The sequence below is a fragment of the Cryobacterium sp. CG_9.6 genome, from assembly GCF_029893365.1.
Classification (GTDB): domain Bacteria; phylum Actinomycetota; class Actinomycetes; order Actinomycetales; family Microbacteriaceae; genus Cryobacterium.
This window is the reverse complement of record NZ_JARXUZ010000001.1, coordinates 579,968-606,833: the sequence shown is the minus strand read 5'-3', so window position 1 is coordinate 606,833 and position 26,866 is coordinate 579,968. Positions and strand designations below refer to the sequence as shown.

21 protein-coding genes are annotated in these 26,866 nt (G+C 64.2%); 8 read left to right on the top strand and 13 right to left on the bottom strand.

The features are described from left to right. Positions 1–76: 76 nt before the first annotated feature. Both hutU and H4V99_RS02835 read right to left on the bottom strand, forming a co-directional pair. Entirely contained in the window at positions 77–1,732 is a 1,656-nt protein-coding gene (gene hutU / locus H4V99_RS02840; protein WP_280675340.1) for a urocanate hydratase, read from the bottom strand. Beyond that, complete coding sequence (locus H4V99_RS02835) at positions 1,725–2,438, bottom strand: IclR family transcriptional regulator (protein WP_280675339.1); 714 nt, start codon at positions 2,436–2,438, stop codon at positions 1,725–1,727. Before H4V99_RS02835 ends, hutU begins: the two co-directional genes overlap by 8 nt. Before the next feature lie 35 nt (positions 2,439–2,473). On the opposite strand from H4V99_RS02835, the gene H4V99_RS02830 reads away from it, so the two are divergent. Together H4V99_RS02830 and H4V99_RS02825 are read left to right on the top strand one after the other, a co-directional pair. Further along, a complete protein-coding gene (locus H4V99_RS02830; protein WP_280675337.1) occupies positions 2,474–3,811 on the top strand; it encodes an allantoate amidohydrolase in 1,338 nt (445 codons plus the stop codon). After that, entirely contained in the window at positions 3,808–5,172 is a 1,365-nt protein-coding gene (locus tag H4V99_RS02825) for a formimidoylglutamate deiminase (RefSeq protein WP_280675336.1), read from the top strand. The genes H4V99_RS02830 and H4V99_RS02825 overlap by 4 nt, the downstream gene beginning before the upstream one ends. Here the strand turns inward: H4V99_RS02825 and H4V99_RS02820 are convergent. After that, the gene (locus H4V99_RS02820; RefSeq protein WP_280675334.1) at positions 5,169–5,420 is read right to left on the bottom strand and encodes a hypothetical protein; all 252 of its coding nucleotides are present in this window, start codon (positions 5,418–5,420) and stop codon (positions 5,169–5,171) included. The genes H4V99_RS02825 and H4V99_RS02820 overlap by 4 nt on opposite strands. Before the next feature lie 78 nt (positions 5,421–5,498). Further along, positions 5,499–7,298 carry a DUF4012 domain-containing protein gene (locus H4V99_RS02815; protein WP_280675332.1) on the bottom strand — a complete coding sequence of 600 codons (1,800 nt, stop codon included), beginning with the start codon at positions 7,296–7,298 and terminating at the stop codon, positions 5,499–5,501. A 185-nt stretch (positions 7,299–7,483) separates the two neighbouring features. Between H4V99_RS02815 and H4V99_RS02810 the strand changes: the two genes are divergently transcribed. Genes H4V99_RS02810 through H4V99_RS02790 form a run of 5 tightly spaced genes read left to right on the top strand, consistent with a single transcriptional unit; the run spans position 7,484 to position 14,364 of the window. Continuing rightward, positions 7,484–8,755, top strand: coding sequence for a nucleotide sugar dehydrogenase (locus H4V99_RS02810; protein WP_280675329.1), 1,272 nt, complete (start codon positions 7,484–7,486; stop codon positions 8,753–8,755). A gap of 2 nt (positions 8,756–8,757) precedes the next feature. Further along, positions 8,758–9,732: an NAD-dependent epimerase/dehydratase family protein gene (locus H4V99_RS02805; RefSeq protein WP_280675327.1), complete on the top strand. Its 975-nt coding sequence runs from the start codon at positions 8,758–8,760 to the stop codon at positions 9,730–9,732. Beyond that, positions 9,733–11,073: a hypothetical protein gene (locus tag H4V99_RS02800; RefSeq protein ID WP_280675325.1), complete on the top strand. Its 1,341-nt coding sequence runs from the start codon at positions 9,733–9,735 to the stop codon at positions 11,071–11,073. Then, positions 11,063–12,307: a glycosyltransferase gene (locus H4V99_RS02795; protein ID WP_280675323.1), complete on the top strand. Its 1,245-nt coding sequence runs from the start codon at positions 11,063–11,065 to the stop codon at positions 12,305–12,307. The genes H4V99_RS02800 and H4V99_RS02795 overlap by 11 nt, the downstream gene beginning before the upstream one ends. Next, the gene (locus H4V99_RS02790) at positions 12,304–14,364 is read left to right on the top strand and encodes an acyltransferase family protein (RefSeq protein WP_280675321.1); all 2,061 of its coding nucleotides are present in this window, start codon (positions 12,304–12,306) and stop codon (positions 14,362–14,364) included. The genes H4V99_RS02795 and H4V99_RS02790 overlap by 4 nt, the downstream gene beginning before the upstream one ends. Positions 14,365–14,422: 58 nt before the next feature. Here the strand turns inward: H4V99_RS02790 and H4V99_RS02785 are convergent, their stop codons facing one another. From H4V99_RS02785 to H4V99_RS02775, 3 genes are read right to left on the bottom strand one after another with little or no spacing between them, the layout of a single operon-like run. After that, positions 14,423–15,055, bottom strand: coding sequence for an acyltransferase (locus H4V99_RS02785; RefSeq protein ID WP_280675319.1), 633 nt, complete (start codon positions 15,053–15,055; stop codon positions 14,423–14,425). After that, complete coding sequence (locus H4V99_RS02780) at positions 15,052–16,146, bottom strand: glycosyltransferase (RefSeq protein WP_280679911.1); 1,095 nt, start codon at positions 16,144–16,146, stop codon at positions 15,052–15,054. The genes H4V99_RS02785 and H4V99_RS02780 overlap by 4 nt, the downstream gene beginning before the upstream one ends. Continuing rightward, positions 16,029–17,414 (bottom strand): glycosyltransferase, encoded by a 1,386-nt coding sequence (locus H4V99_RS02775; RefSeq protein WP_280675316.1) that lies wholly within the window; start codon positions 17,412–17,414, stop codon positions 16,029–16,031. Before H4V99_RS02775 ends, H4V99_RS02780 begins: the two co-directional genes overlap by 118 nt. A 539-nt stretch (positions 17,415–17,953) precedes the next feature. On the opposite strand from H4V99_RS02775, the gene H4V99_RS02770 reads away from it, so the two are divergent. Next, a complete protein-coding gene (locus H4V99_RS02770; protein WP_280675314.1) occupies positions 17,954–19,810 on the top strand; it encodes a sugar transferase in 1,857 nt (618 codons plus the stop codon). A 70-nt stretch (positions 19,811–19,880) separates the two neighbouring features. Here H4V99_RS02770 and wecB read toward each other — a convergent pair whose 3' ends face one another. From wecB to H4V99_RS02740, 6 genes are all read right to left on the bottom strand, one after another. After that, on the bottom strand, positions 19,881–21,011 hold the full coding sequence (gene wecB / locus H4V99_RS02765) for a UDP-N-acetylglucosamine 2-epimerase (non-hydrolyzing) (protein WP_280675312.1): 1,131 nt from the start codon (positions 21,009–21,011) through the stop codon (positions 19,881–19,883). Next, complete coding sequence (locus H4V99_RS02760) at positions 21,008–22,171, bottom strand: NAD-dependent epimerase/dehydratase family protein (protein ID WP_280675310.1); 1,164 nt, start codon at positions 22,169–22,171, stop codon at positions 21,008–21,010. Before H4V99_RS02760 ends, wecB begins: the two co-directional genes overlap by 4 nt. Next, positions 22,155–23,210 (bottom strand): polysaccharide biosynthesis protein, encoded by a 1,056-nt coding sequence (locus H4V99_RS02755; protein WP_280675308.1) that lies wholly within the window; start codon positions 23,208–23,210, stop codon positions 22,155–22,157. Before H4V99_RS02755 ends, H4V99_RS02760 begins: the two co-directional genes overlap by 17 nt. After that, positions 23,207–23,851: a NeuD/PglB/VioB family sugar acetyltransferase gene (locus tag H4V99_RS02750; RefSeq protein ID WP_280675306.1), complete on the bottom strand. Its 645-nt coding sequence runs from the start codon at positions 23,849–23,851 to the stop codon at positions 23,207–23,209. Before H4V99_RS02750 ends, H4V99_RS02755 begins: the two co-directional genes overlap by 4 nt. Positions 23,852–23,936: 85 nt before the next feature. After that, on the bottom strand, positions 23,937–25,073 hold the full coding sequence (locus H4V99_RS02745) for an aminotransferase class I/II-fold pyridoxal phosphate-dependent enzyme (RefSeq protein ID WP_280675304.1): 1,137 nt from the start codon (positions 25,071–25,073) through the stop codon (positions 23,937–23,939). Continuing rightward, a complete protein-coding gene (locus H4V99_RS02740) occupies positions 25,070–26,857 on the bottom strand; it encodes a nucleoside-diphosphate sugar epimerase/dehydratase (RefSeq protein WP_280675302.1) in 1,788 nt (595 codons plus the stop codon). The genes H4V99_RS02745 and H4V99_RS02740 overlap by 4 nt, the downstream gene beginning before the upstream one ends. Positions 26,858–26,866: the final 9 nt, after the last annotated feature.

The window sequence follows — 26,866 nt, the reverse complement described above, 5'->3', positions numbered from 1 at the left end:
TTGGTGACCAGCTGCCCAATGTTGGTGATGAGCTCGGCAGGCTGAGCACTCGTCGGAGCGTGGTGGCCCACAGTCGCTACTTCTCCCACATGGGTACGCGAAGACCGCGCTCCCTCGCCACCTCTTCCGCACGTTCGTAACCGGCATCGACGTGGCGCATCACGCCCGTGCCCGGATCGTTCGTGAGCACCCGCTCAATCTTTTCGGCGGCCAGCGCGGTGCCGTCGGCCACGATCACCTGACCGGCGTGAATGCTGCGCCCCATGCCCACACCGCCACCGTGGTGAATGGAGACCCACGTGGCACCCGAAGCCGTGTTGAGTAGAGCATTGAGCAGGGGCCAGTCGGCAATGGCATCCGAGCCGTCCTTCATCGCTTCCGTCTCGCGGTACGGCGAGGCGACGGAACCCGAGTCCAGGTGGTCTCGCCCAATCACCAGCGGGGCACTCACCTCACCGGACGCCACCATCTCGTTGAATTTCAGACCCGCCAGGTGTCGTTCCTTATAACCGAGCCAGCAGATGCGTGCGGGCAGGCCCTCGAAGTGAACGGTGGTGCTCGCCTTCTCGATCCAGCGACGCAGATGTTGGTCGTCGGGAAACAGGTCGACAATGGCTTTGTCGGTGGCGGCGATATCGGCCGGGTCCCCCGACAGTGCCACCCAGCGGAACGGGCCCTTCCCCTCCGCGAACAGCGGGCGAATATAGGCCGGAACGAATCCGGGAAAATCGAAGGCGCGGTCGCAGCCTCCGAGCTGCGCCTCGGCGCGAATGGAGTTTCCATAGTCGAAGACCTCGGCACCGGCATCCTGAAATTCCACCATTGCCGTCACCTGCTTGGCCATGGCCAGCCGAGCGCGACGGGTGAATTCATGCGGGTTCGCGGCGGCGTACTCATGCCACTCCGCCACGGTGACCCCCTCAGGCAGGTAGGCGAGCGGGTCGTGGGCGCTTGTTTGGTCGGTGACGATGTCAATCGGCACCTCGCGCGCGCGCAGCTCGGTGAACACGGTGGCGGCGTTGCCCACGAGACCCACCGAGAGTGCACGGCGCTCGGTCTTGGCGGTGAGCACCCGAGCGATGGCGTCATCGATGTCGAGAGCGATTTCGTCCAGATAGCCGTGGTCGAGGCGCCGCCGCAGCCGAGATTCATCCACGTCAACGATGAGCACCACACCCTCGTTCATCGTGACGGCGAGCGGCTGGGCACCGCCCATTCCCCCGGCACCACCCGTGAGCGTCAGGGTTCCGGCCAGCGTGCCACCGAAGCGTTTGGCGGCGACCGCGGCAAACGTCTCATAAGTGCCCTGCAGGATGCCCTGCGTACCAATGTAAATCCACGACCCGGCGGTCATCTGGCCATACATCGTGAGGCCCAGTGCCTCCAGGCGCCGAAATTCGGGCCAGGTTGCCCAGTCACCCACCAGGTTGGAGTTGGCAATGAGTACTCGGGGCGCCCACTCATGGGTGCGAAAAACCCCCACCGGCTTTCCGGATTGCACCAGCAGGGTCTCATCTTTTTCGAGCGTCGTGAGGGTGCGCACAATGGCGTCATAGGCCTCCCAGTTGCGTGCCGCCTTGCCGGTGCCGCCGTACACCACGAGGTTCTCGGGGTGTTCGGCCACCTCGGGGTCGAGGTTGTTCATAAGCATGCGAAGGGGGCCCTCGGTCTGCCAACTCTTGGCCGTGAGGGTGGTTCCGCGGGCGGCGCGCACGGGGCGGGATTCAGTCATGACGTTCCTCTTCTCGGGTAACGGGTGCCACAGCGGATGTCTCGGGGTGCGTCCCGAGGGCCCGGGATACGGTCGCTGCGGCCTGAACGAGCAGCTCACCGAAGCGAGTCACGTCGGCAGGGACCACGCGGTAACTGGGGATCACGAGACTGAGAGCCGCGACCGTTCGTTCAGCGGCGCGCACGGGAACGGCGATTGCCGTGACATCCGCTTCGACACCCCGCTCCACCACCACATAACCGACCGCACTGACGTCGGCACCCGGTGCGGTGAGCGCCTGGCCGGCGGCGGAGGAGTGCAGCGGAACGGTGCGTCCCACCCAGTTGGCGTGTCGCACGGAGTGCGTACCCTCCACAATGGCGAGGTAGAGCGCGGTGTCGCCGTGTCCCTGAACGCTGAGATAGGCCGATTCGCCGGTCTGCATCACGAGGTGGTCCATGGCCGATCGCGCGAGGCCCACGAGCGAGTCGCTGCTGAGCGCCTGCGCACCGAGCTGAATGATGCGACTGCCGGGTCGATACTGGCCAGCCTCGTCTTTGCGCACAAAGCCGCTGGACTGCAGGGTGCGAAGCAGCCGCAGTGCCGTGCTCGGAGCAAGGTCCACGAGCCGTGCGCTCTCGGCGAGAGTGGGGCCGTCGCCGTCGCAGATCACCTCGAGGAGGCTGAGCGCACGATCGACGGCGCGGGTTGAGGTGTCGGTCGTCATGCCAACTAGTAAAACCCAAATTCCACACAATGGCAATGACCATTGTGGCGGCGAGCGAATCCCTCGATACTGGAGCAGTGACCACCTTCCCCTTCACCACGTCTGCAGACGCCTCCGCCAGCCTGCGCCGCTCCTTCAACCGGCTCTGGTCCGATCTGGCACCCGTGGGCCGCGACCCGCGCACGGGCGGCTACAACCGCCTCGCCTTCACCGGTGTGGACCTCGCCCTCCGGGAGTGGTTCGTGGGCGAGGCCGAGGCGCGCGGGCTGCAGGTGGAGGTGGATCAAAATGGCAACCAGTGGGCCTGGTGGGGAACGCCGGAGGCCCACTCGGTCGTCACCGGCAGCCATCTCGACAGCGTGCCGGGCGGCGGCGCCTTCGACGGCCCCCTCGGTGTCGTCAGCTCCTTCCTCGCCGTCGACGCCCTGCGAGCAGCCGGCGTCGCACCCCGGCGGTCGCTCGCCATTGTCAATTTCATCGAGGAGGAAGGGTCCCGCTTCGGCCTCGCCTGCCTCGGATCCCGACTCCTCACCGGTGCCATCGACGCTGAGCGAGCCCGCGGGCTCACCGACGCGAACGGATGCTCCTTCGCCGACACCCTCAAGGCCGCCGGCATTTCACCGCTCGGCCTCGGCGCCGACCCCGAACAGCTCGCGCGCGTGGGTGTCTTCGTCGAACTCCACGTGGAACAGGGCCGGTACCTGATGCACGGCGGGGCATCGGTAGGGGTGGCCAGTTCCATCCAGCCGCACGGTCGTTGGCACTTCTGCTTCTGTGGCGAAGGAAACCACGCGGGCACCACGGCGCTCGCCGACCGTCACGACCCCCTACTGCCCTTCGCCGAGGTCGTCTCGGCGGCCCGTCACATCGCTCTCGAGCACGGGGCGGTGAGCACGTGTGGGCGCGTTCGGGTTGACCCGAACGGCACCAACGTGATCGCAACGGCCGTCGACGCCTGGTTCGACACCCGGGGCCCCACAGCTGAGTCGGTAACGAGGGTCATGGATGATCTGACGCGCGCGGGTACCGCGGCTTCCGATCAGCACGGGGTGCAGCTCAAGGTGACCCAGGAGTCCTCCTCTCCCCCGGTCGTCTTCAACGTCCCGCTGCGAGACCACCTGGTGCAGTCGCTTCAGGTGGCTGGTATCGACGTTCCCATCCTGGCTACCGCGGCCGGCCACGACGCCGGGATTCTGGCGTCGACCGTGCCCACGGCCATGCTCTTTGTTCGAAACCCCACCGGCATCAGTCACAGCCCGAACGAATTCGCCGCCGAGAGCGACTGTATCGACGGCGTTGTGGCCCTCGCCACGGTGTTGACGTCTCTGCTCACCGCACGCGAACTCCCCGCACGCATGCCCGTGGCCTCATGAGCGTGTGGTGGGCAGAGCACGCCTGGCTCGGTGAGGAGCACGCCGAGCAGGGTGTGCTGATCAAGACCGCGGGCGGCACAATCACGCGGGTGGACCGCAACGTTCTGACGCCGCCCGAGGGAGCTACGATTCTTCGGGGCCTCACGCTCCCCGGCCTCGTGAACGCTCACTCTCACGCCTTTCACCGAGCTCTGCGCGGAAGAACTCAAGCCGAGCGTGGCACCTTCTTCACCTGGCGCGAGCGCATGTACAACGTCGCATCGCGACTGGAGCCCGATACCTATTACGCCCTGGCCCGTGCCACCTTCACCGAGATGCTCCTCGCCGGAATCACGACGGTCGGCGAGTTCCACTATCTGCATCACCGCCCGGACGGCACACCGTACGCCTCACCGACGGCAATGGCAATGGCCGTGGCGCGGGCGGCAACGGATGCCGGCATTCGGCTCACACTCCTCGACACCTGCTACCTGCGGGGCGGTTTCGGGCTCGGACCCGATGACCCGCATGTTCCGCTCTCCCCTGCTCAGCTGCGTTTCGGGGACGGCACGGCCATCGCGTGGAGTGAGCGGGCCACCCTCACCCACCAACAACTCGAGAGTGCCACCGTGCGGGTGGGAGCGGCGGTGCACTCCGTGCGTGCCGTTCCGGCCGAGGACTTGCGCACCGTCGCCGACTGGGCCCACGCGCACACGGCACCCATCCACGTGCATGTCTCGGAACAGCCTGCCGAGAATGAAGACTGCCAAAACATCTACGGCTGTAGCCCCACCGAGTTGCTGGCCCGGCACGGCGTTCTCGACCACCTGGCGTCCGCCGTGCATGCCACCCACCTCACCGTGACCGACGTGCAGCTGCTGGCTACCAACGGCGCTTCGGCCTGCTTCTGTGTGACCACCGAGCGAGACCTTGCCGACGGCATTGGTCCGGCGGCACAGCTGGCAGCGGCAGGGGTGAACCTGACGGTGGGCAGCGACAGCCACGCCGTCATCGACCTTTTCGAAGAGACCCGTGGAATAGAACTCGGCGAGCGCGTACGCAGTGGACACCGGGGCTATTTTCGAGCCTGTGATCTGCTGGAGTCTGCCACGTCACGGGGCGCAGCCTCACTCGGCTGGCCAGAACTTGGGCGATTGATTGTCGGTGCCCTGGCAGACTTTGTCACAGTCTCTCCTGACTCGGTGCGCATGGCCGGCGCCGAACCGAAAACCTTTCTCGAAACCGTGGTTTTTGCTGCCGTTGCATCAGATGTGCATCACGTCGTGGTGAACGGTGTCACGGTAGTGGAGAAGGGCACACACGTGAGATACCCGAATGTGGTCGCAGACCTCACCCGGGCCATCACGAGCGTGTGTACCTAGGTGTGGGCGCGGCGACGACGAATGATGGGAACGGAGACAAGCCCGAGTCCGAGACCCAACGCACCCACGGCTGGCCAGATGAAAGCGCCTGCGTCACTACCGGTGGCGGCCAGCGCTGTCACTTTAACCGCGCCGTTGCTGTTGCTGACAGGCACGACCGGCACATAGGTATCGGCGTTGGCGACAGTGGGAACGAAAAAGATTGCTAGGCCTGCCAATGCGAGTGCCAGAAGACTTCGTCGAACCATGATGTTCTCTCCCTAACCGTAGTGACGATCGTAATGTGCGTGAAGTGTATGTCGATTGCGCTGTTACTTCTACGGGGCTCAGTCACAAATGCTGGTAAGCATCGTGGGAGTCTGACTGGTGATGATCGGCGTCCCCACCGCCAACAGCGTTCCGTCGAACTCCTCGTCGCCCAAATACCCGAAGTTGAGCACCGCGCTCTCCCCAGGCACCAGCTCAACTCCCACCGTTGTGACGGGATACCCGCCGTCGGTGGACTGATTGTGGTCAACGGGTTGGCCATCCCGCGTCAGCCCGAGATCCGTCATTCCCGTCACCCCATAGACCGACAAGATCGTCTTCACGTTCCCGGGCGTTACGCCGTACTCGCCGAAAGTTGTTATCCGGGACGGGCGGGACGTTTTCGCATCGAGAGGGGCGGTGTTGGTGAGAGTGATGGAGACCCGGTAGCTCGGGCGCCCCGGGGCCCCGCAGGTCTGCTGCCCGAGCGCTGCTTTCACGCCGAGATAGGTGCCCATTTTTCCGCCCGTGGCATCGTTGAGATAGATGCCAAACCGCGCTGCCCGCGCATCGCTGACGGGGAGACCTCCGGCCAGCGTTGTCCCAGACAGCACATTCTGGTCTGCTTTGTCCGCACTCCAGACGAGCACACGCCCTTCGTCACCACCCCGGGCCACAGCTGCAACGAGCTTTACCGGATCAGACTGACCCGCAGAAAGTGCGGTGAAGACAGCGCCCGCTGCCGCGGCAAAAAACGCATCCTGCCGGGCCGGTTCGGGGTACCGCGCATACGCGTCCCTCGTCAAAACCTGAACCGCGTTGTCGGCTGTGAGCACCTCGCCGCTGGGCACCGTGATCGGACCAGTGGCAGCGAGCAGGTAGCCAAGAGTTGCTGGGTCGACCGTGAGCACACCGTCGACCGTGAGGCCGTAGCGAAGTCGCCACATCTCCCGAGCTAGGGCTCCCGTCAAGGCGAACCGGGGAGTGAGGTTTGCGCTCTGAATAAATCGCCCCGTGACCTCACCATAAATAGCGGTCGTCTCCGCAGGTAGGGGAAGAACAGGTTCAGCAGCTGGGGTGAAGTCTTCGGTGCTTGCCTGCTGGGTAAGAGTGATGGCACCGTTCTCCGTGTGAATCAGTGCCATCGCCCCCGAAACGCCGCCCGTGGCGCGAAGCTCTCCGGGATTCTGCACCAACAGGAGATAGTTTCGTGGGCCGGAGTCGCCGAGCATTCTCGGAAGCAGACGGCTGGCACGGTCCAACGCATCAACGCTTCCGGCCGCGTCGACAACCACCGTCTCGAGCTGTGCCACCGCATCACGGACCGGAGCGAGGGTGTGGGCGGCATTGATGAGTCCGACATCGGTTCGCGCCCGGGCAAGAGCCACGTTGGCGGCGGCAATCTGGGGCTGAACGGCAAGGAGCGGCTGCAGGTTCACGGCCCCATTCACGGGTGCGAAATCAGCCACGTTGACACCACTGGCAGCTTCTATCAGCGGCTGAACGGCGTCCAGAACCAGGCTGTCAACGATCGCCGCCACACCACGCACAGCGGAAAGATTGGTCCCGAGTACCGGAACGGTCTCGAATGCCCGCCACACAGGATCGCTCGTGAGGCTCACAGCGCGGGCAGCGTGAGGTGCGAGTTCAGCGACGGTCTGGCTGGCCGCCTGGCTGTTGCCAGAGACGACGTCGCTGCGAATCTTCTCGGCCAGTGGAACGGCGCTCTGCAGTTCGTCCCTCGCCATCACCGCGCGAACTCCCACCCAGGCCGTCCCGAGAAGCACGATCGCCAGCACGGCCAACATCACGCGCACTGCCACGACACGCCCCACGGATCGAGATTTTTCTCCTGGTCCACCGACAGCTGAAGGCTTCATGCCAGTAGTTAACCAGAGCAGATCACCTTGGTTTTGCTCGGCTGCTCACCCAGTTCGAGGGGGTATCTCCACTTATCTCGTGGCCCGCAATCTCACGCGAGAGCGAGGTCCCGAGTAGTATGACGCTGCCAACCGCCCCGAACCGGGCACACCAGAACAATCCATGTCCCCCAAGGATCGGGCCCATGACACCACAGGACCGCAAGCTCGTCATCGTGGGGCAGGGGTATGTCGGGCTGCCCGTTACCATGAGGGCGATCGAGGTGGGCTTCACGGTTGTGGGGATTGACCTCGACCAGACCCGCATCACTAATCTGCGGACTGGAATCTCCTACGTCGATGACGTCTCCGACGAGCAGTTGCGCACCGCGCTCGCCACGGGCCGGTATCTTCCGACAACCGATTATGCCAACACCGCGCGCTTCGATGTGGCGGTCATCACCGTTCCCACCCCCCTGCGGGACACTCTCCCGGACCTGTCGTACATAGAGCAGTCGAGCGCATCGCTCTCCGGTCATCTTGAGCGGGGAGCCACGGTTATTCTCGAGTCCACCACCTACCCGGGCACAACCGAGGAAATGCTCGTGCCCATTCTCGAGCGTGGTTCCGGTCTCACTGCCGGCACGGACTTTTACGTGGGCTACAGCCCCGAACGCATCGATCCGGGCAACAAGGTGTGGGGGTTTCAAGAAACTCCCAAGGTGGTCTCCGGAATCAACGCCGATTCCCTCGGGCACGTGAAACGCTTCTATGACGAGTTAGTCAACCGCACCGTTCCCGTGAGCTCACCCAAAGAAGCAGAACTCACAAAACTGCTCGAAAATACCTTCCGTCACGTCAATATTGCGCTCGTCAACGAGCTGGCCATATTTGCGCATCAGCTGGGGGTGAATGTCTGGGAGTCCATCGAGGCCGCCGGAACGAAGCCGTTCGGCTTCATGAAGTTCACACCGGGTCCCGGTGTGGGTGGACACTGCCTACCGGTTGATCCGAGTTACCTCTCCTGGCAGGTGAAGCGCAAGCTCGGACAGAACTTTCGCTTTGTGGAACTCGCCAACGATGTGAACGACCACATGCCTCAGTACGTGGTGCAACGGATGCTCCAGCTGCTGAACGACGACTGCAAGGCCATGAAGAACTCGCGTGTGCTCCTGCTCGGACTGGCATATAAGCGAAACACCGGGGATATTCGCGAGGCGCCCTCCCTGCACCTCGCCGATCTGCTGCGTGGTTACGGAGCCGCGGTCGCCGCCGTGGACAGTCATGTGGAGGATCATCGGTGGCCGAGCGGTATTGAGCGAACGACCCTCGACAGGGAGTCGGTGGCGCACGCCGACATTGTGGTGCTGCTCACGGAACATGACGAGTTCGACCTGAGCCTTCTGGCGCGCAGTTCCACTCTCACGCTTGATACCAAGAACTGCGTTCCAGCTGGCGAGCGCGTGCACCGGTTGTGAGCGTGACGGGAAGAAAGGACACCATGGAGGTTTTGGTCACGGGCGGGTGCGGATTCATCGGAACGAACCTGGTGGACCGGCTCCTCATCGAACCCGAGATCGACCGCGTGCGCACCCTGGACAACTATGCCACCGGCATCCGTCGTGCACACCGACCGGGCTTTTCAACCGCGTCAGACTCGGCTCGGGTGTGGGAGATTGAGGGGGACCTACGTAACCTCGACGACGTGAAGCGGGCCACCGAGGGTGTGCAGGCCGTGGTGCACCTGGGTGCGCTGCCCTCCGTTCCCCGCTCCCTGCATGATCCCCTCACCACAAACGCCGTGAACGTGCTGGGAACACTTCACGTTCTGGAGGCCGCCCGGGCGAACGGAGTGGGTCATGTGAGCGTGGCGTCATCATCGTCGGTGTATGGGGCGACGATCACCCTGCCCAAGGTGGAAACACTGCCAACGGTCCCGTTGAGCCCCTATGCGGTGAGCAAACTCGCCACGGAGGCCTACGCGAATGCCTACTCCACGAGCTTCGGCATGAACACGCTTGCCCTGCGATTCTTCAACGTGTTTGGCCCGCTGCAGCGCGCCGATCACGTGTACGCGGCGGTCATTCCCAAATTCCTGGCCGCCATCAAGAATGACGAACCGCTCACCGTCTTCGGTGACGGCGAGCAGTCCCGGGACTTCACGTCGGTGCATGCCGTCACGGATGCCCTGACCGTAGCGCTTCTCAACACGGTGACCCACCCCACTCCGGTGAACCTGGCCTTCGGCACCCGAACGTCCCTGAATGCCGTGATCGGGTTACTGCGTCAGTGGCACCCACGCCCCATTCTGGTGAACTATGTGGCGCCACGCGCGGGCGATGTGACGCATTCTCAGGCCAATCCGGCCCTGCTCGAATCCCTGCTCCCCACGGTGGTACGGCCCGATTTCGAGTGGGCGTTACGCCAGGTATACGACTGGTATATGGGGTTGTGAATGGCCAACCCGCGACGCGAGACCGTGGCCAGCGTGCGCACCCGTGCGCTGCTGCTCGGCATCGCGACCGGGCTCGGTTCCCGCGTGCTCACACTGGCGGCACCACTGCTCACGATTCCAGTGACGCTGCGCTACCTCGGCGCCGATCTGTTTGGGTTCTGGATGATCGTCACGTCGATCACGGCCATGGGCATGTTCGCCGACCTTGGCCTCGGTAACGGCCTCCTCACCCGCCTGGTCTGGGCGGTCGCCGGACGTGACTTCGTGAAGGCGAAGACGCTCGTGAGCACGGCCTATCTCACCCTCGGCGGCATCGCGGTGCTACTGCTCACCGTGATCTGGCTGGCCGTTCCCCTCATCGACTGGCGGCGCGTGGAGTCACAGAGCAATGGACTCGACGCCCTCACCGCACAGGTGGTGGCAGGACTTGCTCTCTCCGCCTTCGCGGTGAGTATTCCCCTCACGCTGGTGCAGCGCGTGCAGTATGCGCTGCAGGAGGCCTGGAAGAGCAACCTCTGGCAGGTCACCGGTGCCGTGCTCACGGTTGCTACGGTCTATACAACCGCACTGCTTGATCTGGGTGCCGTGCCCGTTATTGCGGCCGCCGTCTTTGCGGGGCCGGTCACGATCCTGATCAATAATCTGGTGTATTTTTCGCGCCGAGGACTCCTCCGGCCATCCTTCCGCTCCGCTTCGAGGACGGCGGCCGGCTCGCTGCTGCGCGTGGGCTTCGCGTTCTTCTGTCTCTCCGTTCTCACCTCACTCTCACTCAACGTCGACAACCTCATCGTGGCGCGCGTGGCCGATTTTGCCACGGTCAGCCAATACTCAATCACGAGCAAACTCTTCGCCCTCCTCGGCCTCGCCGTCACCCTCGTTGCTCTGCCCCTCTGGCCGGCAAACGGCGAAGCGCTCGCGCGCGGTGACGTGCGCTGGGTGCGCACCACCACGCGGGCTATGGTGCTCTTTTCTGTGGGCGCCGTCGCCCTGGGCGGACTCGTTCTCGTGGTCGGTCGTGACCTCATCGCCACGCTGTGGCTGGGAAACACCACGGGCATCCCGCTCGATCTTGCACTGAGCCTCACGGCATGGTCGCTCGCAATCGCCTTCTGCTCACCGTTCTTCAGTGTGCAAAACAGTGTCGGGCGCCTGCGGTACCAATACGTGGGCTGGGGTCTGTTCGCCGTGTGCTCGATTCCCCTCAAGTTCCTTTTCTACCCGCTGTTCGGACTCGCGGGCATCCCCCTGGCCGGTGTCGCCGCCTACATCATTTTTGTCCTGCCGTCCGCAATCCTCGGGTACCGGGCCACTCTCAGTCAGGTGGTGCCGATTGATTCCTGAGCCTGAAGCGAAAGTGCTGCATGTTGCCTACGTGGGTCCCGTTGATTTTGGCTCGTCGTCGGCCGAGGCCCAGCGGATGCTGGGGGTCACGCAGGCACTGCTGGAGGCCGGTGACCGGGTCAGCATCGGTTCCGCGACCTGGCCCGAACCATCGTTCGGGGCTCATCAGGCGAACGAGCATGCAGCCGCTGCGAGCGGCCGCACGCTGACCGTGACCCAGCTCGGCGAATTTCCGAGACCGGAGTGGCCCAAGCTCCGGCGCGTCTGGCGAGGGCTCAGCTGGGGAGCTGCGACCCGCACCTGGCTCTCGGAACTCCAACCGGCCCCGGACGTGATTGTGCTGTACGGGACCTCCCTCGGTTATCTGGTGCGTCTGCTTCCGCTTGCGCGGCACCGCCACCTGCCACTCGTCCTCGATGTCGTGGAGTGGTACCAGCCCTCGCATCTTCCCGGAGGTCGCTTCGGACCCTTTGCGCTGGCGAACGCCGTGGCGATGCGCGTTGTCGCGCCGCGGGTGGCCGGTGTCATCGTGATCAGCCGCTTTCTGGAGCGGTATTTCACCTTCGCCGGCACCCCGAGTCTGCGGGTGCCTCCCCTGTTCGAGGTGGCCGAGACCCCACATCTGCGCCCCCGCGAGTGGTGGAGTTCACCGGGCCACGGGCATCCGCTCACCCTGTCCTATCTCGGGTCGGCGGGCCGCAAGGATGCGGCGACGATTCGCAGTTTGGTGTGCCTACCCGGCTTGCTGGGGCTCACCGCCGAGGCGCTCTGCATCAATATTGTGGGGCTCACCGCGCAGCAGGCCGCAACGCTCCTTCGCACCCCCACGGTGACGCATGAGTGCCTGAGGTTCCACGGACGGTTGCCGGCCGATACGGCTCGCGCAGTGCTGGCGGACAGTCACTTCTCGGTGCTTCAGCGCGGCCTGGAGCGGTTTGCCGCGGCGGGATACCCGTCCAAGGTCGTGGAGAGCCTCGTGCGCGGCGTTCCGGTGCTGGCCAACCTCACCAGCGATCTGGGCGACGTGCTCATCGACGGCGTGAATGCGCGAATTCTCCCCGATGAGTCCCCTACCGCTCTCGCGGACGCGGTGCGGCGAGCCCTGCAGGAACCATATACCTTCGACCGCACAGGCATCGCCTCCGCGGAGCGGCATCGCTTTGCACCCCGAACACATTCACAGCCACTGCACGATTTTCTGCGGTCGCTCGTTCATGGCGAGGCGCCATCATGAAGGGTGAGCCAGGCCAGACCAGGCGCGCGCGGCCACCGGCTACGCCGCACTTTCGCCCGGACCTCAACGGCCTTCGGGCTCTCGCCATTGTGCCCGTCGTGGCATTCCACGCGGGAATCCCCGGTTTCAGTGGGGGGTTCACGGGCGTGGACGTCTTCTTTGCCATCTCCGGTTTTCTCATCACCTCGAACCTGCTGCGCGAGGTCGACCGCACCGGCGGGCTCCACCTCGGTGCGTTCTGGGCCGCCCGATTGCGACGCCTGGCTCCCGCCCTGTGCGTGATGATCGCGGTCACGCTCGTGGCGGGGCTGATCGTGCTGTCCCCGTTGGAATGGGCCACCCTCGGCGAGCAGAGCGCGGCGGCAGCGGTCTATGCCTCCAACGTGCTGTTTGCAGCGCAGTCCTCCGACTACTTTGCAGCCAGCATCGACCAGAGTCCGCTGCTGCACACTTGGACGCTCGGCGTCGAAGAGCAGTTCTACATTTTCTGGCCGCTGCTGATCGTGACCGCCTGTGTGCTGGCGCGGCGCCGGGGGGTGTCGCCACGCGGCGTGATCGTGACAGCCTTCGCAGTCACGCTGGTGGCGTCGTTCGTGCTGTCTCTCTGGCTCACGGATGCCCGCCCCACCTGGGCGTTCTACCTGCTGCCGACCCGAGCCTGGGAATTCGCGGCCGCCGGCCTCGTGGCGGTGCTGCCGCTCGGCCGCCTGGCGGCACGCCTAGCGCCCCTGCAACGACAGACCCTTAGCCTGGTGGGTCTCGTACTCGTGCTCGGGGCGGTGTTTCTTCTGAACAACCGCATACCCTTCCCCGGCTTTGCTGCGATCGTTCCCGTTCTGGGTACGCTGCTGCTCATTGTGGCCGGCACCCCAGGCGACCGGCCAAGCGACCGACCGGGTGACCAGGGGCCGGATTCTCAGCCCGTGCTGGTTTCTCATCTGCTGGGCGCCGGGCCGCTGCAGTGGATCGGGTCACGATCGTATTCCTGGTACCTGTGGCACTGGCCGGCCATCGTTTTCGCTTTCGTGCTGCTGCGAACGGATTCGGCTGTCGTGGGAAGTGTGGCGGGTATCGGGAGTCTGATCCTCGCCAGTGCGAGTTACGCCTTCGTGGAGCAGCGCGTGCGATTCAACACGCGTCTACTCGGCTCGGTGCGCCTGACGGTTGCGTCCATGGCCGTGAGCGCCGCGGTGATCGTGGCGCTCTCGGGCGGGGTGGCCATGATCGCCGGGGCTTCCACGACCAGTGCGACCTTCGCCCCCTACCAGGCTGCCGTTGTGGCACGCGGGGTCAGCACGTGCGCCGAGCGCACGACGGAAGCGTCGGGCATCCGTTATTGCGAGGACGGGGATGCGTCATCGAAAAAAACCGTGATGCTCGTGGGCGATTCGCATGCCGGCATGTGGCAGAACGCCCTTGGTGCCGCGGCTCAAGCAGAGGGGTATCGGCTCGTCACTCGGTGGCTGTCGGCGTGCCCGGCCATCCCCGTTGCGGTTGTGAACGCGCAGGGCGTTCACGACCCGGCCTGCACCCAGTTTCGGACAGGCACCGTTCGACTGATGGGCGAGGTGAAGCCACAAATGGTGGTGATCGTGAATGCAAACAGTTACGTGGGCAGAATCGTCGACGGATCGGGTCAGTCTCTTGAAACTACCGCCCAGGCTCACAGTTGGGCCGCGGCGTACTCCGAGTTCGTGGCTCAGATACGTGGCTTCGGTGCGCTCGCGTCGTCGATCGAGGACAACCCGCAGCTCTCCTTCGATCCCGTCTTGTGCCTCACCCGAGCCTTGGGCTCGGAGGCGCGGTGTTCATCCGATCGAGGGTCCGCGCTCGCGACTACCAGGGTGTTACGTACCGCGGAAGCGGTGGAGGTCGAGGCACTACACATGACCGCACGTTTTGCGACCGTGCCGTTGATATGCGGCAGCGAGTCCTGCCGCGTACTCGCCGGCACGGAACCCATTTTCGCCGACCAGGGACACCTGTCCGCGGCCTTTACGCGCCTGCAGGTACCTGATCTGCGGCTCTTTCTCCGCCGCACTCCTAACGCGCAATAGCTGCACGGCTTTTTGCGCGCTCACGTGCACCCTGAGGGAGCGTCGTGAACTCTGGCTCCTAGTCGTGCAGGTGCCTGAGCGCATCAGCATCGAGGCGTTCCGCCACCGCGTAGAGGGCGCTCTCGTGGGCGAGAGCCTCGGCGCGTGAGAACCGGGCTCGAACCACAACACCGGGGTTTCCCACCACCACGCTGTAAGGCGGCACGGATCGAGACACCACCGCGGCCGCCCCGATAACGCTGCCCCGCCCGATCGTGACTCCGTGCAGAATGGTGGCTCCGCCGCCCACCCACACGTCATCCTCAATGTGCACACCGCGATCGTCGCTGTCACGTTTCATCGCATCGGTCACGTTCACAATGAACTCTCCCACCACGTCAAACCGATGGTTACCGCCGCGCACCGTGACGCCGGGGCCAAAAACCACATTGTTGCCGATGCGAATCTGCGACCGCGTTGCCATGAGAGTGGGGCGCACTCCGAGGTTCACATTGTTTCCCACGAAGATCGACGCAAAGGTGTACGTTCCCGCCGGGTCGAAGACGAAGTTCGTGCCCCGCGCCCCGAACCGGGGCGCCACCGCGAGTCCCCGAACAATGCGGGCGGCTCGAGCGCCGGCGGTGGCGGCAGCAACAAGGGCACGCGCGGCACCCGCCACTAGTTGAGACGGATGCCCAGGCTCAATTCTCACGGTCTTCCTCTCTGTCGTGTGCCACGTTGGGTGGCACCTGACCTCGTTTCCAGTGCGCTGAGAAATGCGGCGATGCGCGCGCCGACGACGGCCTGGGATTTGTGTTCCACAACGTACTGCTGTGCGCGGCGGGCCCGACTCTCGGCCGCCTCGAGATCACTCAACATAAGGCTCAGCGCCTGCGCCAGCGCCGACACCGAGTCGTCGACGGTGAGCTGAAGGAATACGAGATCGTCGTCGGGGATCCCCGCGAGGCGGGTGGAGACCACGGGCACACCGAGGGCCAGGTATTCGAGAAGCTTCGAGGGAAACGAATACTTGACGAAGAGCTGGTCGGCCGGGCGGGGGTTCACCAGAACCTGGGCGGCGCGCAGGTGGGGCATCAGGGCGTCGTGCGGGAGGATTCCGTGGTGGGTGATGCGAGCATCCGCTTCACACTGCCCCACCACCCAGCCGTCGAGGGTTCCACGGCCATACAGATCGAGTCGTAACCGGCGGTCAGGCAGAGTGCGAAATGCCTCGACAAGGTTGCGCACGCCGTACTCGGTGCTGATTCCGCCGGCGTAGGCCACATGGATCTCGTCGGGGTTCCGGTGTGCGGCAGCCGTGGTTGCGAGGTGAGGGTTAACGAAACCCTCCAGAATAAGGCGCGGCACACGGGGGGCGAAGTCGGCGGCGAGCGCCGGCGTCAGCGCAATCACGCCGTCGAATCCGCGGGTGAGGCGACGGAGGAGGCGGCGATCAAGACCTTTCAGCCGCCGAGCGAGGGGGCCATCCACGTGGCGAATTATGCCGGGTGGGTCGGTCAACACCAGGCAGATCCGGACCGGCAGTGTGCGGCGCAACAGGAGAGCGTAGAGGAGAAACGGCGTGTGGATACCGTGCACGATGACAACCTGTGGGGCCTCACGGCGCACGAACCGGGTACCCCGCACGAAGCACGAGGAAAAGCGGGTGAGGTGTTTGAGCACGATCAGGTTGATGAAGCCGAGGCTGCGGCCATGCGAGCCGATGCGCGGGTCGTGAATACGTGCGGAACGCACGAGAACCCGGGGGTATTCGGGGTAGTCGGGTACCGGCAGAACCGACAGGAGCGACACCGTGGAGCCGGCCGATTGCAGCGCTCCCACGAGGTTCCAGGCGAAGTTGTGGGTTTGAATGGGGGTGCCGGGCTGATCGCGGCGATTGCGCTTAGGACCTTGTCGTTGATGGTGAAGCCCAGGAGAAGAACCCGCGGCTCGGGCTCGGGGCCCCGGGCCACCGAGCCCCGCCGGTCCGCGGCGAGAATGGCTCGGTACACCTGCGCGAGCCGTGCCACCATATGACCGGTCGTGTAGCCGTTCTCGACCGTGGCGCGCGCTGCTTGACCGACGACAGTGCGCAGCTCGGCGTCGACAATGAGTGTCTGCAGGGCCGCGGCGAGCGCGAACGGATCACCGGGCGGCACGAGCACCCCGCCGCCATTTCGGAGGACCTCGGTGTTTCCACCCACCCGCGTGGCCACGATGGGGAGGGCGGCCGCCATGGCCTCGAGGAGCGCATTCGACAGATTCTCGTGCAGGGTGGGAAATACGGCCACATCTGCCGCGGCGAGCAGGGCCGGCACGTCATCACGCTGGCCGAGCAGGTGCACCCGATTCGACGATGAGACGGATGCCGCTGCGCGCGCAATAGGAGCCCGGTCGGGGCCATCTCCCACCAGCAGCACATGCACGATTGCACCGGGCAGGGGTGTCAACCCGTCCAGTGCCGCGAGAAGGTCGACCTGTCCCTTGTCGAGCACCAACCGCCCGACACAGATGAGTGCCACATCGTGGGGCTGAATGTTGAGTTCACGGCGGACCCGCCGTCGTTGGTCCGCCGTAGATGAGCGCACCACCTCCACCCCATTGGGCACCACACCCACGACTTTGCGCCAGACGGGAGCCAGCACGGGTTTGTCGAGTGCGTCTTCACAGACCGTCACCACGTGGGTGGCGAGGCGCAGGGTCAGCGGTTCGAGAACCCATCCGACGAGAGCCCGCCGCGTGCTGCCGCGGCCGTGCACGAGGTCACGAACGGAGCCATGCACCGACACCAGAATCCGTGGCACTCCGGCGAGCCTCGCCGCGAGAACACCGTGGAAACCCTCATTCCCTAGCCCTCTGATGTGGGCGAGATGCGGATGAAAATCACGCATCTGCCGTGCCATGCGGCGCACCAGCCTGAGGTTCACCCCTCCGGCAGCAGCTGGTTGGGCAACGTGACGAAACTCGAATTCGCCGGTGATCTGAGAGTTCATAACCCGGGCGAGCGCACCGATGGGGCCGCCGGACCCAATCGACCCGAAGGAATGCTGCACGATTCTCTGCCTGTTCATCACCGGCACACTACTGCGCTGCGGTCACAAAGTGGCGAAACAGAGCGAGGGATTACAACCCAGCACTTTCGAAAATCGCGGAGCAGACGTATGGTGCTGAAAAGCTTTCCGCGCCAGCTGAAGGTAACGCAGAGTGGACGGAGTGCATCCGTTGTGACCAACATACGTGCGCGGCCGAGTTCGCTGCTGATGATCATGGTCGTCGAAGCTTGTACCGTGCCCTTTGTGCTGGCGGTAGCGTGCAGCAAAACTCGCATGGCACTGATGGTTGCCGCCCGTCTTCCGTCGGTGACTGCGCTTTATTGCACCTCGGCCATGATTATTCTTCGAGTCGCTCCGGGTACCGTCACGAGATGGGTAGCGGGCGTCACAAAAACTACGGCCAACGCAGCGCACCACAGAACCGATGCGCGTTCCACCCTGCACTTGAGTGGTGAACTCGCCGGGCGATGCAGGATATTTCCGCGTCCTCCGCGTCTTTTGAACGTAAAGTCGGCTCCGGGCTCGCTGATACCGCAGCGTCGCCACGCGGTGCAGGCATGAGAGACCGACCGCTTCGGGTGCTGCTCATCACCCAATGGTTTGACCCCGAACCGGCGTTCAAGGGGCTTCTCTTTGCCCAGGAGCTCCGCAAGCGCGGACTCGACGTGCGGGTGCTCACGGGATTCCCCAACTACCCGGGCGGACAGGTGTATCCCGGGTACCGGATCCGCCCCTTCACCCGGGAAATCCTCGACGGAATACAGGTGCTGCGGGTCGCACTTTTTCCGAGCCATGATGCATCCGGTCCTCGTCGTGCGCTGAACTACCTCTCCTTCGCGGTTTCAGCAAGTATCGGTGTTCTCTGTGTGCGGCGCCCCGATGTGGCTTACGTGTACCACCCACCAGCCACGGTGGGTGTGCCCGCCATGGTGCTGAAACTCCTGCGCGGCGTCCCCTTCGTGTACGACGTTCAAGATATGTGGCCGGAATCCCTGAAGGCAACGGGCATGGTGAACAGTCCCCGCGCGCTCACCCTCGTGGGTCATCTGCTGAAGAGAATCTATTCGGCGAGTACCAGGATCGTCGTTCAGTCCCGGGGATTCAAGGACACCCTTGTGGAGCGGGCTGTTCCAGCGTCTCGCATTGAGGTGATCCCTAACTGGGCCGACGAAGAAAACATCTCCCTGGAATCGCCGTCGGCGTCCCGCGCTGCCGAGCTGGGGTTCGCTGGCATGTTCACCGTGACGTTTGCCGGAAATATGGGCCCCGCTCAAGACCTTGAGACGGTGCTGCGGGCGGCCGAATTGCTCCGCACCGAGAACGGCATCAGATTTCTGCTGGTGGGTGGCGGTTTGGAGCTGGCGTCCCTGCGACGGCACGCCACTGAACGTGGCTTAGTGAACGTCACATTCATGGACCGTCGACCCGTCGCAGAAATCGGTGAAATCCTTGCGCTGTCCGACGCCCTCCTCGTGCACCTTCGAGATGATCCACTCTTCGCGATCACTGTCCCGTCGAAGACACAGGCCTACCTATTGGCCGGTCGCCCGATCGTGATGGCAGTGCGGGGCGACGCCGCACGAATCATTGAGGAGTCTGGGGCGGGCGTCACCTGCGATCCCGGTAACCCGGCGGCCCTCGCCGACGCGGTTCGAACGCTCCACCACCTCGGGCAGGAGGAACGGGATGCCATGGGCCGGGCCGGGCACGCGTACTACCGTGAGCACCTGGCTGTTTCTTCGGGAAGTGCCCGCTTTGTCACCGTTCGGCTCCGTGCACGTCGGGAGAAGTCGCACCGTCTTCTTCTCAAGCGTGCCGGAGACGTGATCGCATCGCTGGTGGGTCTCGGAGTTCTCAGTATTCCCCTGGGCGCACTCGCTCTGCTCGTTCGCCGTCATCTCGGTTCCCCCGTAATCTTCACGCAGACCCGTCCCGGCCGGGACGGTGTTCCCTTTCAGATTTTCAAGTTCCGCACCATGACGAACGCTCGAGGAGTCAACGGCGAACTCTTGCCCGATGCCGACCGCCTGACCCGCTTCGGCTCACTCCTGCGGGCAACCAGTCTCGACGAACTCCCCGAGCTCTGGAACGTGCTGCGGGGTGACATGTCCCTCGTCGGGCCTCGTCCACTCCTGATGCGCTACACCGAGTTTTTCACTCCCGACGAGCGCACAAGGCTCGATATGCGGCCAGGAATCACGGGACTGGCACAGATCCACGGCAGGAATACCGCTTCGTGGGACGACCGACTGCGCCGTGATGCTTGGTACGTTTCTCACTTCTCACCGATCCTCGACCTCAAGATCCTCGCCCACACGCTGCTCCAGGTGGTGCGACGAACGGGCGTTGTTGTGGATCAGCAGTCGATGATGCTGAACCTGGACGACATACGCAGAAGCATGATGACCGACTGACCCCGCACCGGCACGAACGGTGTCTTCGGGTACGCATCGTCTCGTTCGTGCGGCGCGAGCGGTGCGCAAACTACGGACGGCGAATTCCGCTGCGTGCGTGGTGGCTGTGCGCCGTGGAACGCAGGAAGGCGAGCACCCGGCGAGACGTATCGGTCACGTCGTACTCCCAGGGGGGTGTGGCCGGCCCGTCGGCGTCAAACGCAGCGAGTGCCAGTCGCACACCATCAAGAATGGCCGCGGGTGTAACACCCAGTGTGAGCATTCCGCCCGCATCGAGCGCCTCCGGCCGTTCAATCGCGTCGCGCAGTGTGACGGCGGGAAACCCAAGAATGAGAGACTCCTCACTGATCGTCCCGCTGTCCGACAGCACCAGCCGCGCTGACTGCTGCAGTTTCACATAGTCGTTGAACCCGAAAGGTGGGTGCAGGGTGAGGGCGTCGGTGGTGTGGCCGGGTAGCCGGTCCCGCGTGCGCGGATGGGTGGACACGAGCACCGGCATCCGGTGCTCTGCCGCCAACTGGGTCAGTGCCTGAAGCACCGAGCTCAGACGCACCGCGTCGTCCACGGTCTCTTCCCGGTGCAGGCTCACCACAAAATACCGGCCAGCCGTGAGGCCGAGCCGAGTGAGCACATCGCTCTCGGCGATCTGGGCCGCGTTACCCGCGAGCACCTCACGCATCGGTGACCCGGTGAGCAGAATTCGAGACGGATGCAGCCCCTCAGCCAACAAATTTCGTCGAGCGTGCTCCGTGTACACCAGGTTGTAATCGGCAATGTGGTCCACGAGCCGGCGGTTGGTTTCCTCCGGTACGTTCTCATCAAAGCAGCGGTTTCCAGCCTCCATATGAAAGACGGGGATCTTGAGCCGCTTGGCCATCAACGCCGAGATGCAGCTGTTCGTATCGCCAAGCACGAGTACGGCATCGGGCTTCTCCTCGAGCAGAATCGCTTCGGTCTTCACCAGAATGGAGCCGAGCACCGCCCCGAGGGAGCGGGTGTCGGCCTGCAAAAAATGGTCGGGCCGTCGCAGACCCAGATCGGCAAAGAACACCTCATTGAGCTCGTAGTCGTAATTCTGACCGGTGTGCACGAGCACATGGTTCGTGTGGGCATCAAGGCGCTTAATCGTTGCCGACAAACGAATGATTTCGGGCCGAGTCCCGACAATGGTCATGATTTTGAGCAGGGGAACATCGGTCATGACTGCACTGCCTCCGCACTGGTGTCTGGTTGCTGCGCGTTAAAGGGTTCGTTCGCCCAGAACGACGTGAACAGCACGTCCTGCCCGGTATTGGTGATCTTATGAGCCCACATGGTGGGCATGTCAATGCTCATGGGGTTTTCACCCGACACCGCAAACTCGAGCACCTGGTCGAAGAAGAGTCGTCGCAGCGAAATGGTGGCCGTACCCGAGAGCACTGTGAAGCGTTCCACCTTGCGTCGGTGGTAGTGGTCGCCACGGCTCGCGCCCGGCACCGTTGTGGAGAACGAATGCTGGCCGCTACCCCCGTGGGTGCGCACGACCTCGACGAATGAACCACGGGCATCCGTTCGTCGGTCCAACACGAACGGTGCCTCGGGCCCGAACGCAGAGGACCGATAGGTGTTGAACAAATCACGCTGAAACGGCAAACGGATGTCGGGAATCTCGCCGCCGCGATACGCCGCGGCCATCCCGCGCAGCTCGTCGAGCAGGGCACCCACCGAGCTCACCACCTCACGCGCACTCGCGGCCGCCGCGCTGAGGTTTCCGATGAGGAGCTCAGCAGCGTTCTGGGCATGCAGCAGAACAAGCTCACGGTCGTGGTGCACGACCGGCTCGCCACCGTGCGCAAGTTGGTGGCAGAACGTGGCCGTCACCGAGTTGTAGTGAGCGCGACCGTGCTCACCGAAGAGATTGGGGAGGCGCACATTCTCGAACCGGGCACCGACGTTGTCGGCGGCAACGGTCAGCGCCTCCGCAGCGCGGGCCTTCGCCTCGCCGTAAACGCTCCCGTTGCCGCTCTGCACGGAATTTGCGAACACAACCAGCGGTGGCGGGTGTTCGCACCGGCTCAGCGCGTCCGAGACCTGACGGGCCAGAAGCACATTGCCCTCGGCAATGTCTCCGTCGGTTCCCCGGTTCACCCCGGCCAGATGGACGATACGGTCCGCGCCGCTGAGCGTTTCCGCCGCACGAGCCACATCGAATGGCGCTCCCAGCGGGAGGACACGGGTGAGCACCCCCGCCTCCCGCAGCGCCACGCGGGTGTGCCAGCCGAGAAACCCGTGCGCTCCCGTCAGCACCACACCGGGCCCGCCGGACGGCGCAGCCGTGATCGGCGGCGGGTGAGTCGAACCCGCATCACTCACGGTATTCACCGCGCTCCACGGGCAGACCCGCCGCCCGAAGGTCCCCCCGTACTTCGGGCAGGGTCAACAGCAGCCTCTCCACCTCGCGCACCGACATCCGCTCCACCGTATGCGAGTCGTAGTCGTCGTACTGCGTCTGGGCGGGGTTACCCTCCTCCACGTAGATGCCGTAGTTCAGATCACGATTATCTGCCCGAATACGAAAGTAATCGCCCATGTCCTCGGCTCGCGCGAGCTCTTCCCGGCTTGCGAGCGCCTCCGACACTTTCTCGGCATGACGGGTTCCAATGACGTCAACCCGGGCGTGCGAATGGAAAATGTTGATGGTGGCCTGGGCCAAGTCACCAACCGTGCAGGCCCGGGCCTTCCGAATGAACAGGTCTCCCTGACGTGCGTTGTGGAACGCGAATTCCACGAGCTCCACCGAGTCGGCGAGCGACATCATGAACCGCGTCATATTGGGGTTGGTCACCGTGAGGTTGTGTCCCTCGCGTAACTGCCGAATGAACAGCGGAATTACCGATCCACGGGAGTACATCACGTTGCCATACCGAACACACGACACCACTGTTCCGGCGTTGGGGTTGTTGAGACCGTGCGATCGTGCCACCTTTTCCATGATCGCCTTGCTCATGCCCATGGCGTTTACCGGGTAGACGGCCTTGTCGGTGCTGAGGCACACGAGCGAGCGCACCCCGCACACCTCGGCGGCACGCACCACGTTCTCGCTGCCCACAATATTCGTGCGCACGGCCTCCATCGGGAAGAATTCACACGACGGCACCTGTTTGAGCGCTGCGGCGTGAAACACAAAATCCACGTCGGTCGTGGCGCGCTCCACACTGCCGAAATCGCGCACGTCGCCCAGGTAGTAGCGCACTCGGGTGTCCGCGATCTCGTTCCGCATCAGGTCTTGCTTCGCTTCATCCCGGCTCAGCACGCGAACCTCAGCTACGTCACGCTGCAGCAGCTTGCTCGTGACCGTGTGCCCGAAAGACCCGGTTCCACCGGTAATCAACACGCGTTTGCCCGCGTAACTGTCGGTCATCGGGCCGGAACCCCCATCACGACCGTGTCGCCGGGGACATGCCGCACGACGCACGCGCTCGCGCCCACCACTGCACCAGACCCCACAGCAAGACCCTGCAGAATCACTGCTCCGGCACCAATCAGCACACGGTTCCCCACCTCCACGTCACCCGAAATGATGGCACCCGGGTTCACTGACACGAAGTCATGCAGCACGGCGTCGTGGCCGATGGCCACGTTCGGGTTGAGGTGCACGTGACGCCCGAGCCGCACGTTCGTGGATACCTGCGTGCCACCGCATACCACCGTGCCATCGCCGATCGTGGCCTGCGATCCAATCGATGCCAGCGGATGGATGGCCGTGGCCGCCGCCATTCCAGCGTCAAGAAAGAGGCGGTCGAGGCTCTGACGGGCCACCGGGTCGCCGATCCCGATCAGATACAGTGCGTGATAGTCATAGGCCAGCCATTCGGCCACGGTGCCCAGGTAGGCCTCACCACGCTGCTCGAGGCGCTCCCGATTAAGATCGCTCAGGCCCGAATCGACCACACCAAGAAGGTCAAATATGGGCACATCAGCAGCGCGGTTGAGTGCCTGCACCACGTCAAGCGTTTGCCGGCCGAAGCCTCCTGCTCCCACCACGATCAGCTCCGTACTCATAGCGCTCCCTCTGTTGGTTCGGCCCGTAACCCGGTCGAGTGACCGGCGTGGAACATCTCTCGGCGCACGGCACTCACGATCTCCATCATGAGTACACGGTGACGAAGTCCTGCAGGGCGGCAGCGACACGATCGACGTCGGTACCCCGCAGCGCGGAGCCGCTCGGCAGGCTCACCCCGGTCTCAAACAAGCGCTGTGCCTGGCCGTTCAGTGTGCTGCGGGCACCGGCGTACACCGGCTGCAGGTGCATGGGCTTCCAGAGTGGCCGAGTCTCAATGTTCACCGCGCGCAGCGACGCCCCCAGATCCGCGGCCGACCACCCGGCCGTGTCGGCGTCCACCAGCACCGCTGTGAGCCAGCAGTTGTCCTCGGCGTCGTTCTCGCCGCCAAAGATCGTCACGCCGGGCACACCAGCGAACAAGCTCCGGTAGGTCTCGCGAATGCGGCGTCGCCGGGCGAGCATGCCGTCGAACCGGGTCAGTTGGCCCCGGCCGAGCGCCGCCAGTATGTTGCTCATGCGGTAGTTATATCCCACCTCGGCGTGTTCGTAGTGGGTAACCGGCAACCGGGCCTGCGTCGACAGCGAACGGCTGTGCTCGGCGAGCCGGGCATCATCGGTGAGGAGCATCCCGCCACCGGAGGTGGTCATAATCTTGTTGCCGTTGAATGACACCACGGATGCCGCGGCAAGCGATCCGACGGCCCGCCCGCGGTAGTGCGCCCCCAGCGACTCCGCCGCGTCCGCGAGGACCGGCACGCCGTACTCGGCGGCAACCCGGTCAATCTCTTTGTAGTCCGCGGCTTTCCCCAGCAGGTCCACCGGTACGATCGCGGCCACCCGCTCACCGGAGGCCGTGAGCCGATGCAGCGCTTCCCGCAGCAGGCCGGGGTGCACATTACCGGTGTATGCGTCGCTGTCCACGAAATACGGTTCGGCACCGGTGTAGACGATGGCGTTGGCCGTGGCCACGAAGGTCATGGTGGCGGTCACCACCACGGTGCCCGGCCCGGCTCCGAGACCGAGCAGTCCCAGGTGGAGGGCGGCTGTCCCCGAACTCAGGGCCACACCATGGGCCACGCCCACCCGAGCGGCCATCTCCTGCTCGAACAGGTCCACGTCGGGGCCGAGCGGTGCGATCCAGCCGGAGCGCATCGCCGCAACCACATAGGCTTCCTCCCTCTCGCCCACATCGGGAGCCGACAGAAGAATGCGCTCGTTCATGTGTTTATCTCGCTTTCGCCCTCGCCCGTCGCCGAGCGACCGATGTGCTGATAACCCAGCCAGCGGGTATCCCACTCAGCCTTGTCGAGCCGCGCCGGTGATAGTGGCGTGATCGTCGCATGCGAGATTTTGGGGTGCAGCGGCCGTTCGTCACTCTCCCCTTCACCCCGGAGATCCTCGTGCAGTTTCTCGCCGCGTCGAAGTCCGGTGAACACGATCTCCACGTGCTGCCCAGACATATCGATCATGCGCCGGGCCACATCCAGGATCTTCACCTGTTCTCCCATATCGAGAATGAGCACCTCCGCTGGGCGTCCGATTCCACCGGCCTGCACCACGAGCTGGCACGCTTCGGGAATGGTCATGAAGAAACGAGTGGCCTCGGGGTCCGTGATGGTGAGCGGGCCGCCCGCCTCGATCAGGGCCGTAAATGTGGGCAGCATCGAACCTCGACTGCCGATCACGTTTCCAAAACGCACGGACAAATACCGGCATCCGGTTTGCTCGGCCATCGAGGCGGTGAGGCGTTCAGCCAGGCGCTTGGAATGGCCGAGTACGCTCGTGGGTCGTGCCGCTTTATCCGTGGAGATGTTCACGAACACCGACACGTTCACGGCGCGGGCGGCCTCCAACACATTGCGGGTGCCGAGCACATTGGTTTTCCATGCCTCGTCGGGGTACTGCTCAAGAATGGGCAGATGCTTGAGCGCCGCAGCATGAAACACCACTTCGGGCTGGCGGTCTTCAAACACGGCGTTCAGGGCGTCAACATCACGGATGTCGGCCAGAACCACGTCTCTCGTGTCGAGGAGCCCGTGTCCACGAATGGAAATCTGTGCGGTTTGCAGCCCGGTTTCATCCCGGTCGAGCATGATGAGTTCCCGCGGCGCATACCGATGGATCTGTCGGCACAGTTCAGCCCCGATCGAACCACCCGCTCCCGTCACCAGCACGCGTTTGCCGGTGAGATACCCGGCCACAGATTCAACATCCGTATCGAGCAGCGGTCGGCCGATAAGATCCTCTATCGAGATATCCCGCAGATCGTTGAGGCGGGACCGGCCCGTGAGAAGCTCCTCCCAGGGCGGCAACACGAGCACTCGCAGGTCGGCCACTCGCGCAACGTCGGCAATCGCACGCAGGAGTGCGGCATCCGCTTTCGCAATGGCGACCACGAGCGTTACGGCTCCGGTCGCGTCGACAATGGCCGGTAGGGAGCTCCGTGTACCGAGGACACGAACGCCGTCGAACCACACATTACGTTTGAGTGGATCATCATCGATGAGCCCAATCGGTCGGAACGAGGACCGCCGGTCCGTCTTCATGTGGCGAATGATCTCGGCACCGAGGTAGCCGGCGCCATAGATCAGCACCGGCACGGCGCCCTCGCCGGGACCGAGAGACCGCTCGAGCACGAGTCTGCGCACGTAGCGAACTCCGCCCATGAAAACAAAGGCAATCGGAAGGGCGATCAGAACCGTGCTGCGCGGAATCTGGAGCGCCGCTCCAAATGCAGCAACAGGTAGGCCAATGAGCACCGCGACAGAAAGCACAACGCCGAGCAGCGCACGCACTTCGGCGAAGCTTCCGTATTGGTGGCGTCCCTGATAGAGGTAGAAGAGGAGTCCCACCAGAAGCTGGAGCACGCACGCTACCGACCACAGGAGCAGCAGCGGGATCCACACAATTGCGGACAGATCAAACTCATAGCGCAACGCCTGCGCTGCAGAAAGTGCGAGGAGCCAGCAGAGCGCGTCGAGGAGGAACTGCGAACTGAAACGCACCACCGCAGG

What these genes read in the sequence shown, in the direction of transcription:
- hutU (WP_280675340.1), bottom strand. Translation starts at nt 1,732, where the DNA reads ATGACTGAATCCCGCCCCGTGCGCGCCGCCCGCGGAACCACCCTCACG.
- H4V99_RS02835 (WP_280675339.1), bottom strand. Translation starts at nt 2,438, where the DNA reads ATGACGACCGACACCTCAACCCGCGCCGTCGATCGTGCGCTCAGCCTC.
- H4V99_RS02830 (WP_280675337.1), top strand. Translation starts at nt 2,474, where the DNA reads ATGACCATTGTGGCGGCGAGCGAATCCCTCGATACTGGAGCAGTGACC.
- H4V99_RS02825 (WP_280675336.1), top strand. Translation starts at nt 3,808, where the DNA reads ATGAGCGTGTGGTGGGCAGAGCACGCCTGGCTCGGTGAGGAGCACGCC.
- H4V99_RS02820 (WP_280675334.1), bottom strand. Translation starts at nt 5,420, where the DNA reads ATGGTTCGACGAAGTCTTCTGGCACTCGCATTGGCAGGCCTAGCAATC.
- H4V99_RS02815 (WP_280675332.1), bottom strand. Translation starts at nt 7,298, where the DNA reads ATGAAGCCTTCAGCTGTCGGTGGACCAGGAGAAAAATCTCGATCCGTG.
- H4V99_RS02810 (WP_280675329.1), top strand. Translation starts at nt 7,484, where the DNA reads ATGACACCACAGGACCGCAAGCTCGTCATCGTGGGGCAGGGGTATGTC.
- H4V99_RS02800 (WP_280675325.1), top strand. Translation starts at nt 9,733, where the DNA reads ATGGCCAACCCGCGACGCGAGACCGTGGCCAGCGTGCGCACCCGTGCG.
- H4V99_RS02790 (WP_280675321.1), top strand. Translation starts at nt 12,304, where the DNA reads ATGAAGGGTGAGCCAGGCCAGACCAGGCGCGCGCGGCCACCGGCTACG.
- H4V99_RS02775 (WP_280675316.1), bottom strand. Translation starts at nt 17,414, where the DNA reads ATGAACAGGCAGAGAATCGTGCAGCATTCCTTCGGGTCGATTGGGTCC.
- H4V99_RS02770 (WP_280675314.1), top strand. Translation starts at nt 17,954, where the DNA reads ATGAGAGACCGACCGCTTCGGGTGCTGCTCATCACCCAATGGTTTGAC.
- wecB (WP_280675312.1), bottom strand. Translation starts at nt 21,011, where the DNA reads ATGACCGATGTTCCCCTGCTCAAAATCATGACCATTGTCGGGACTCGG.
- H4V99_RS02755 (WP_280675308.1), bottom strand. Translation starts at nt 23,210, where the DNA reads ATGACCGACAGTTACGCGGGCAAACGCGTGTTGATTACCGGTGGAACC.
- H4V99_RS02750 (WP_280675306.1), bottom strand. Translation starts at nt 23,851, where the DNA reads ATGAGTACGGAGCTGATCGTGGTGGGAGCAGGAGGCTTCGGCCGGCAA.
- H4V99_RS02745 (WP_280675304.1), bottom strand. Translation starts at nt 25,073, where the DNA reads ATGAACGAGCGCATTCTTCTGTCGGCTCCCGATGTGGGCGAGAGGGAG.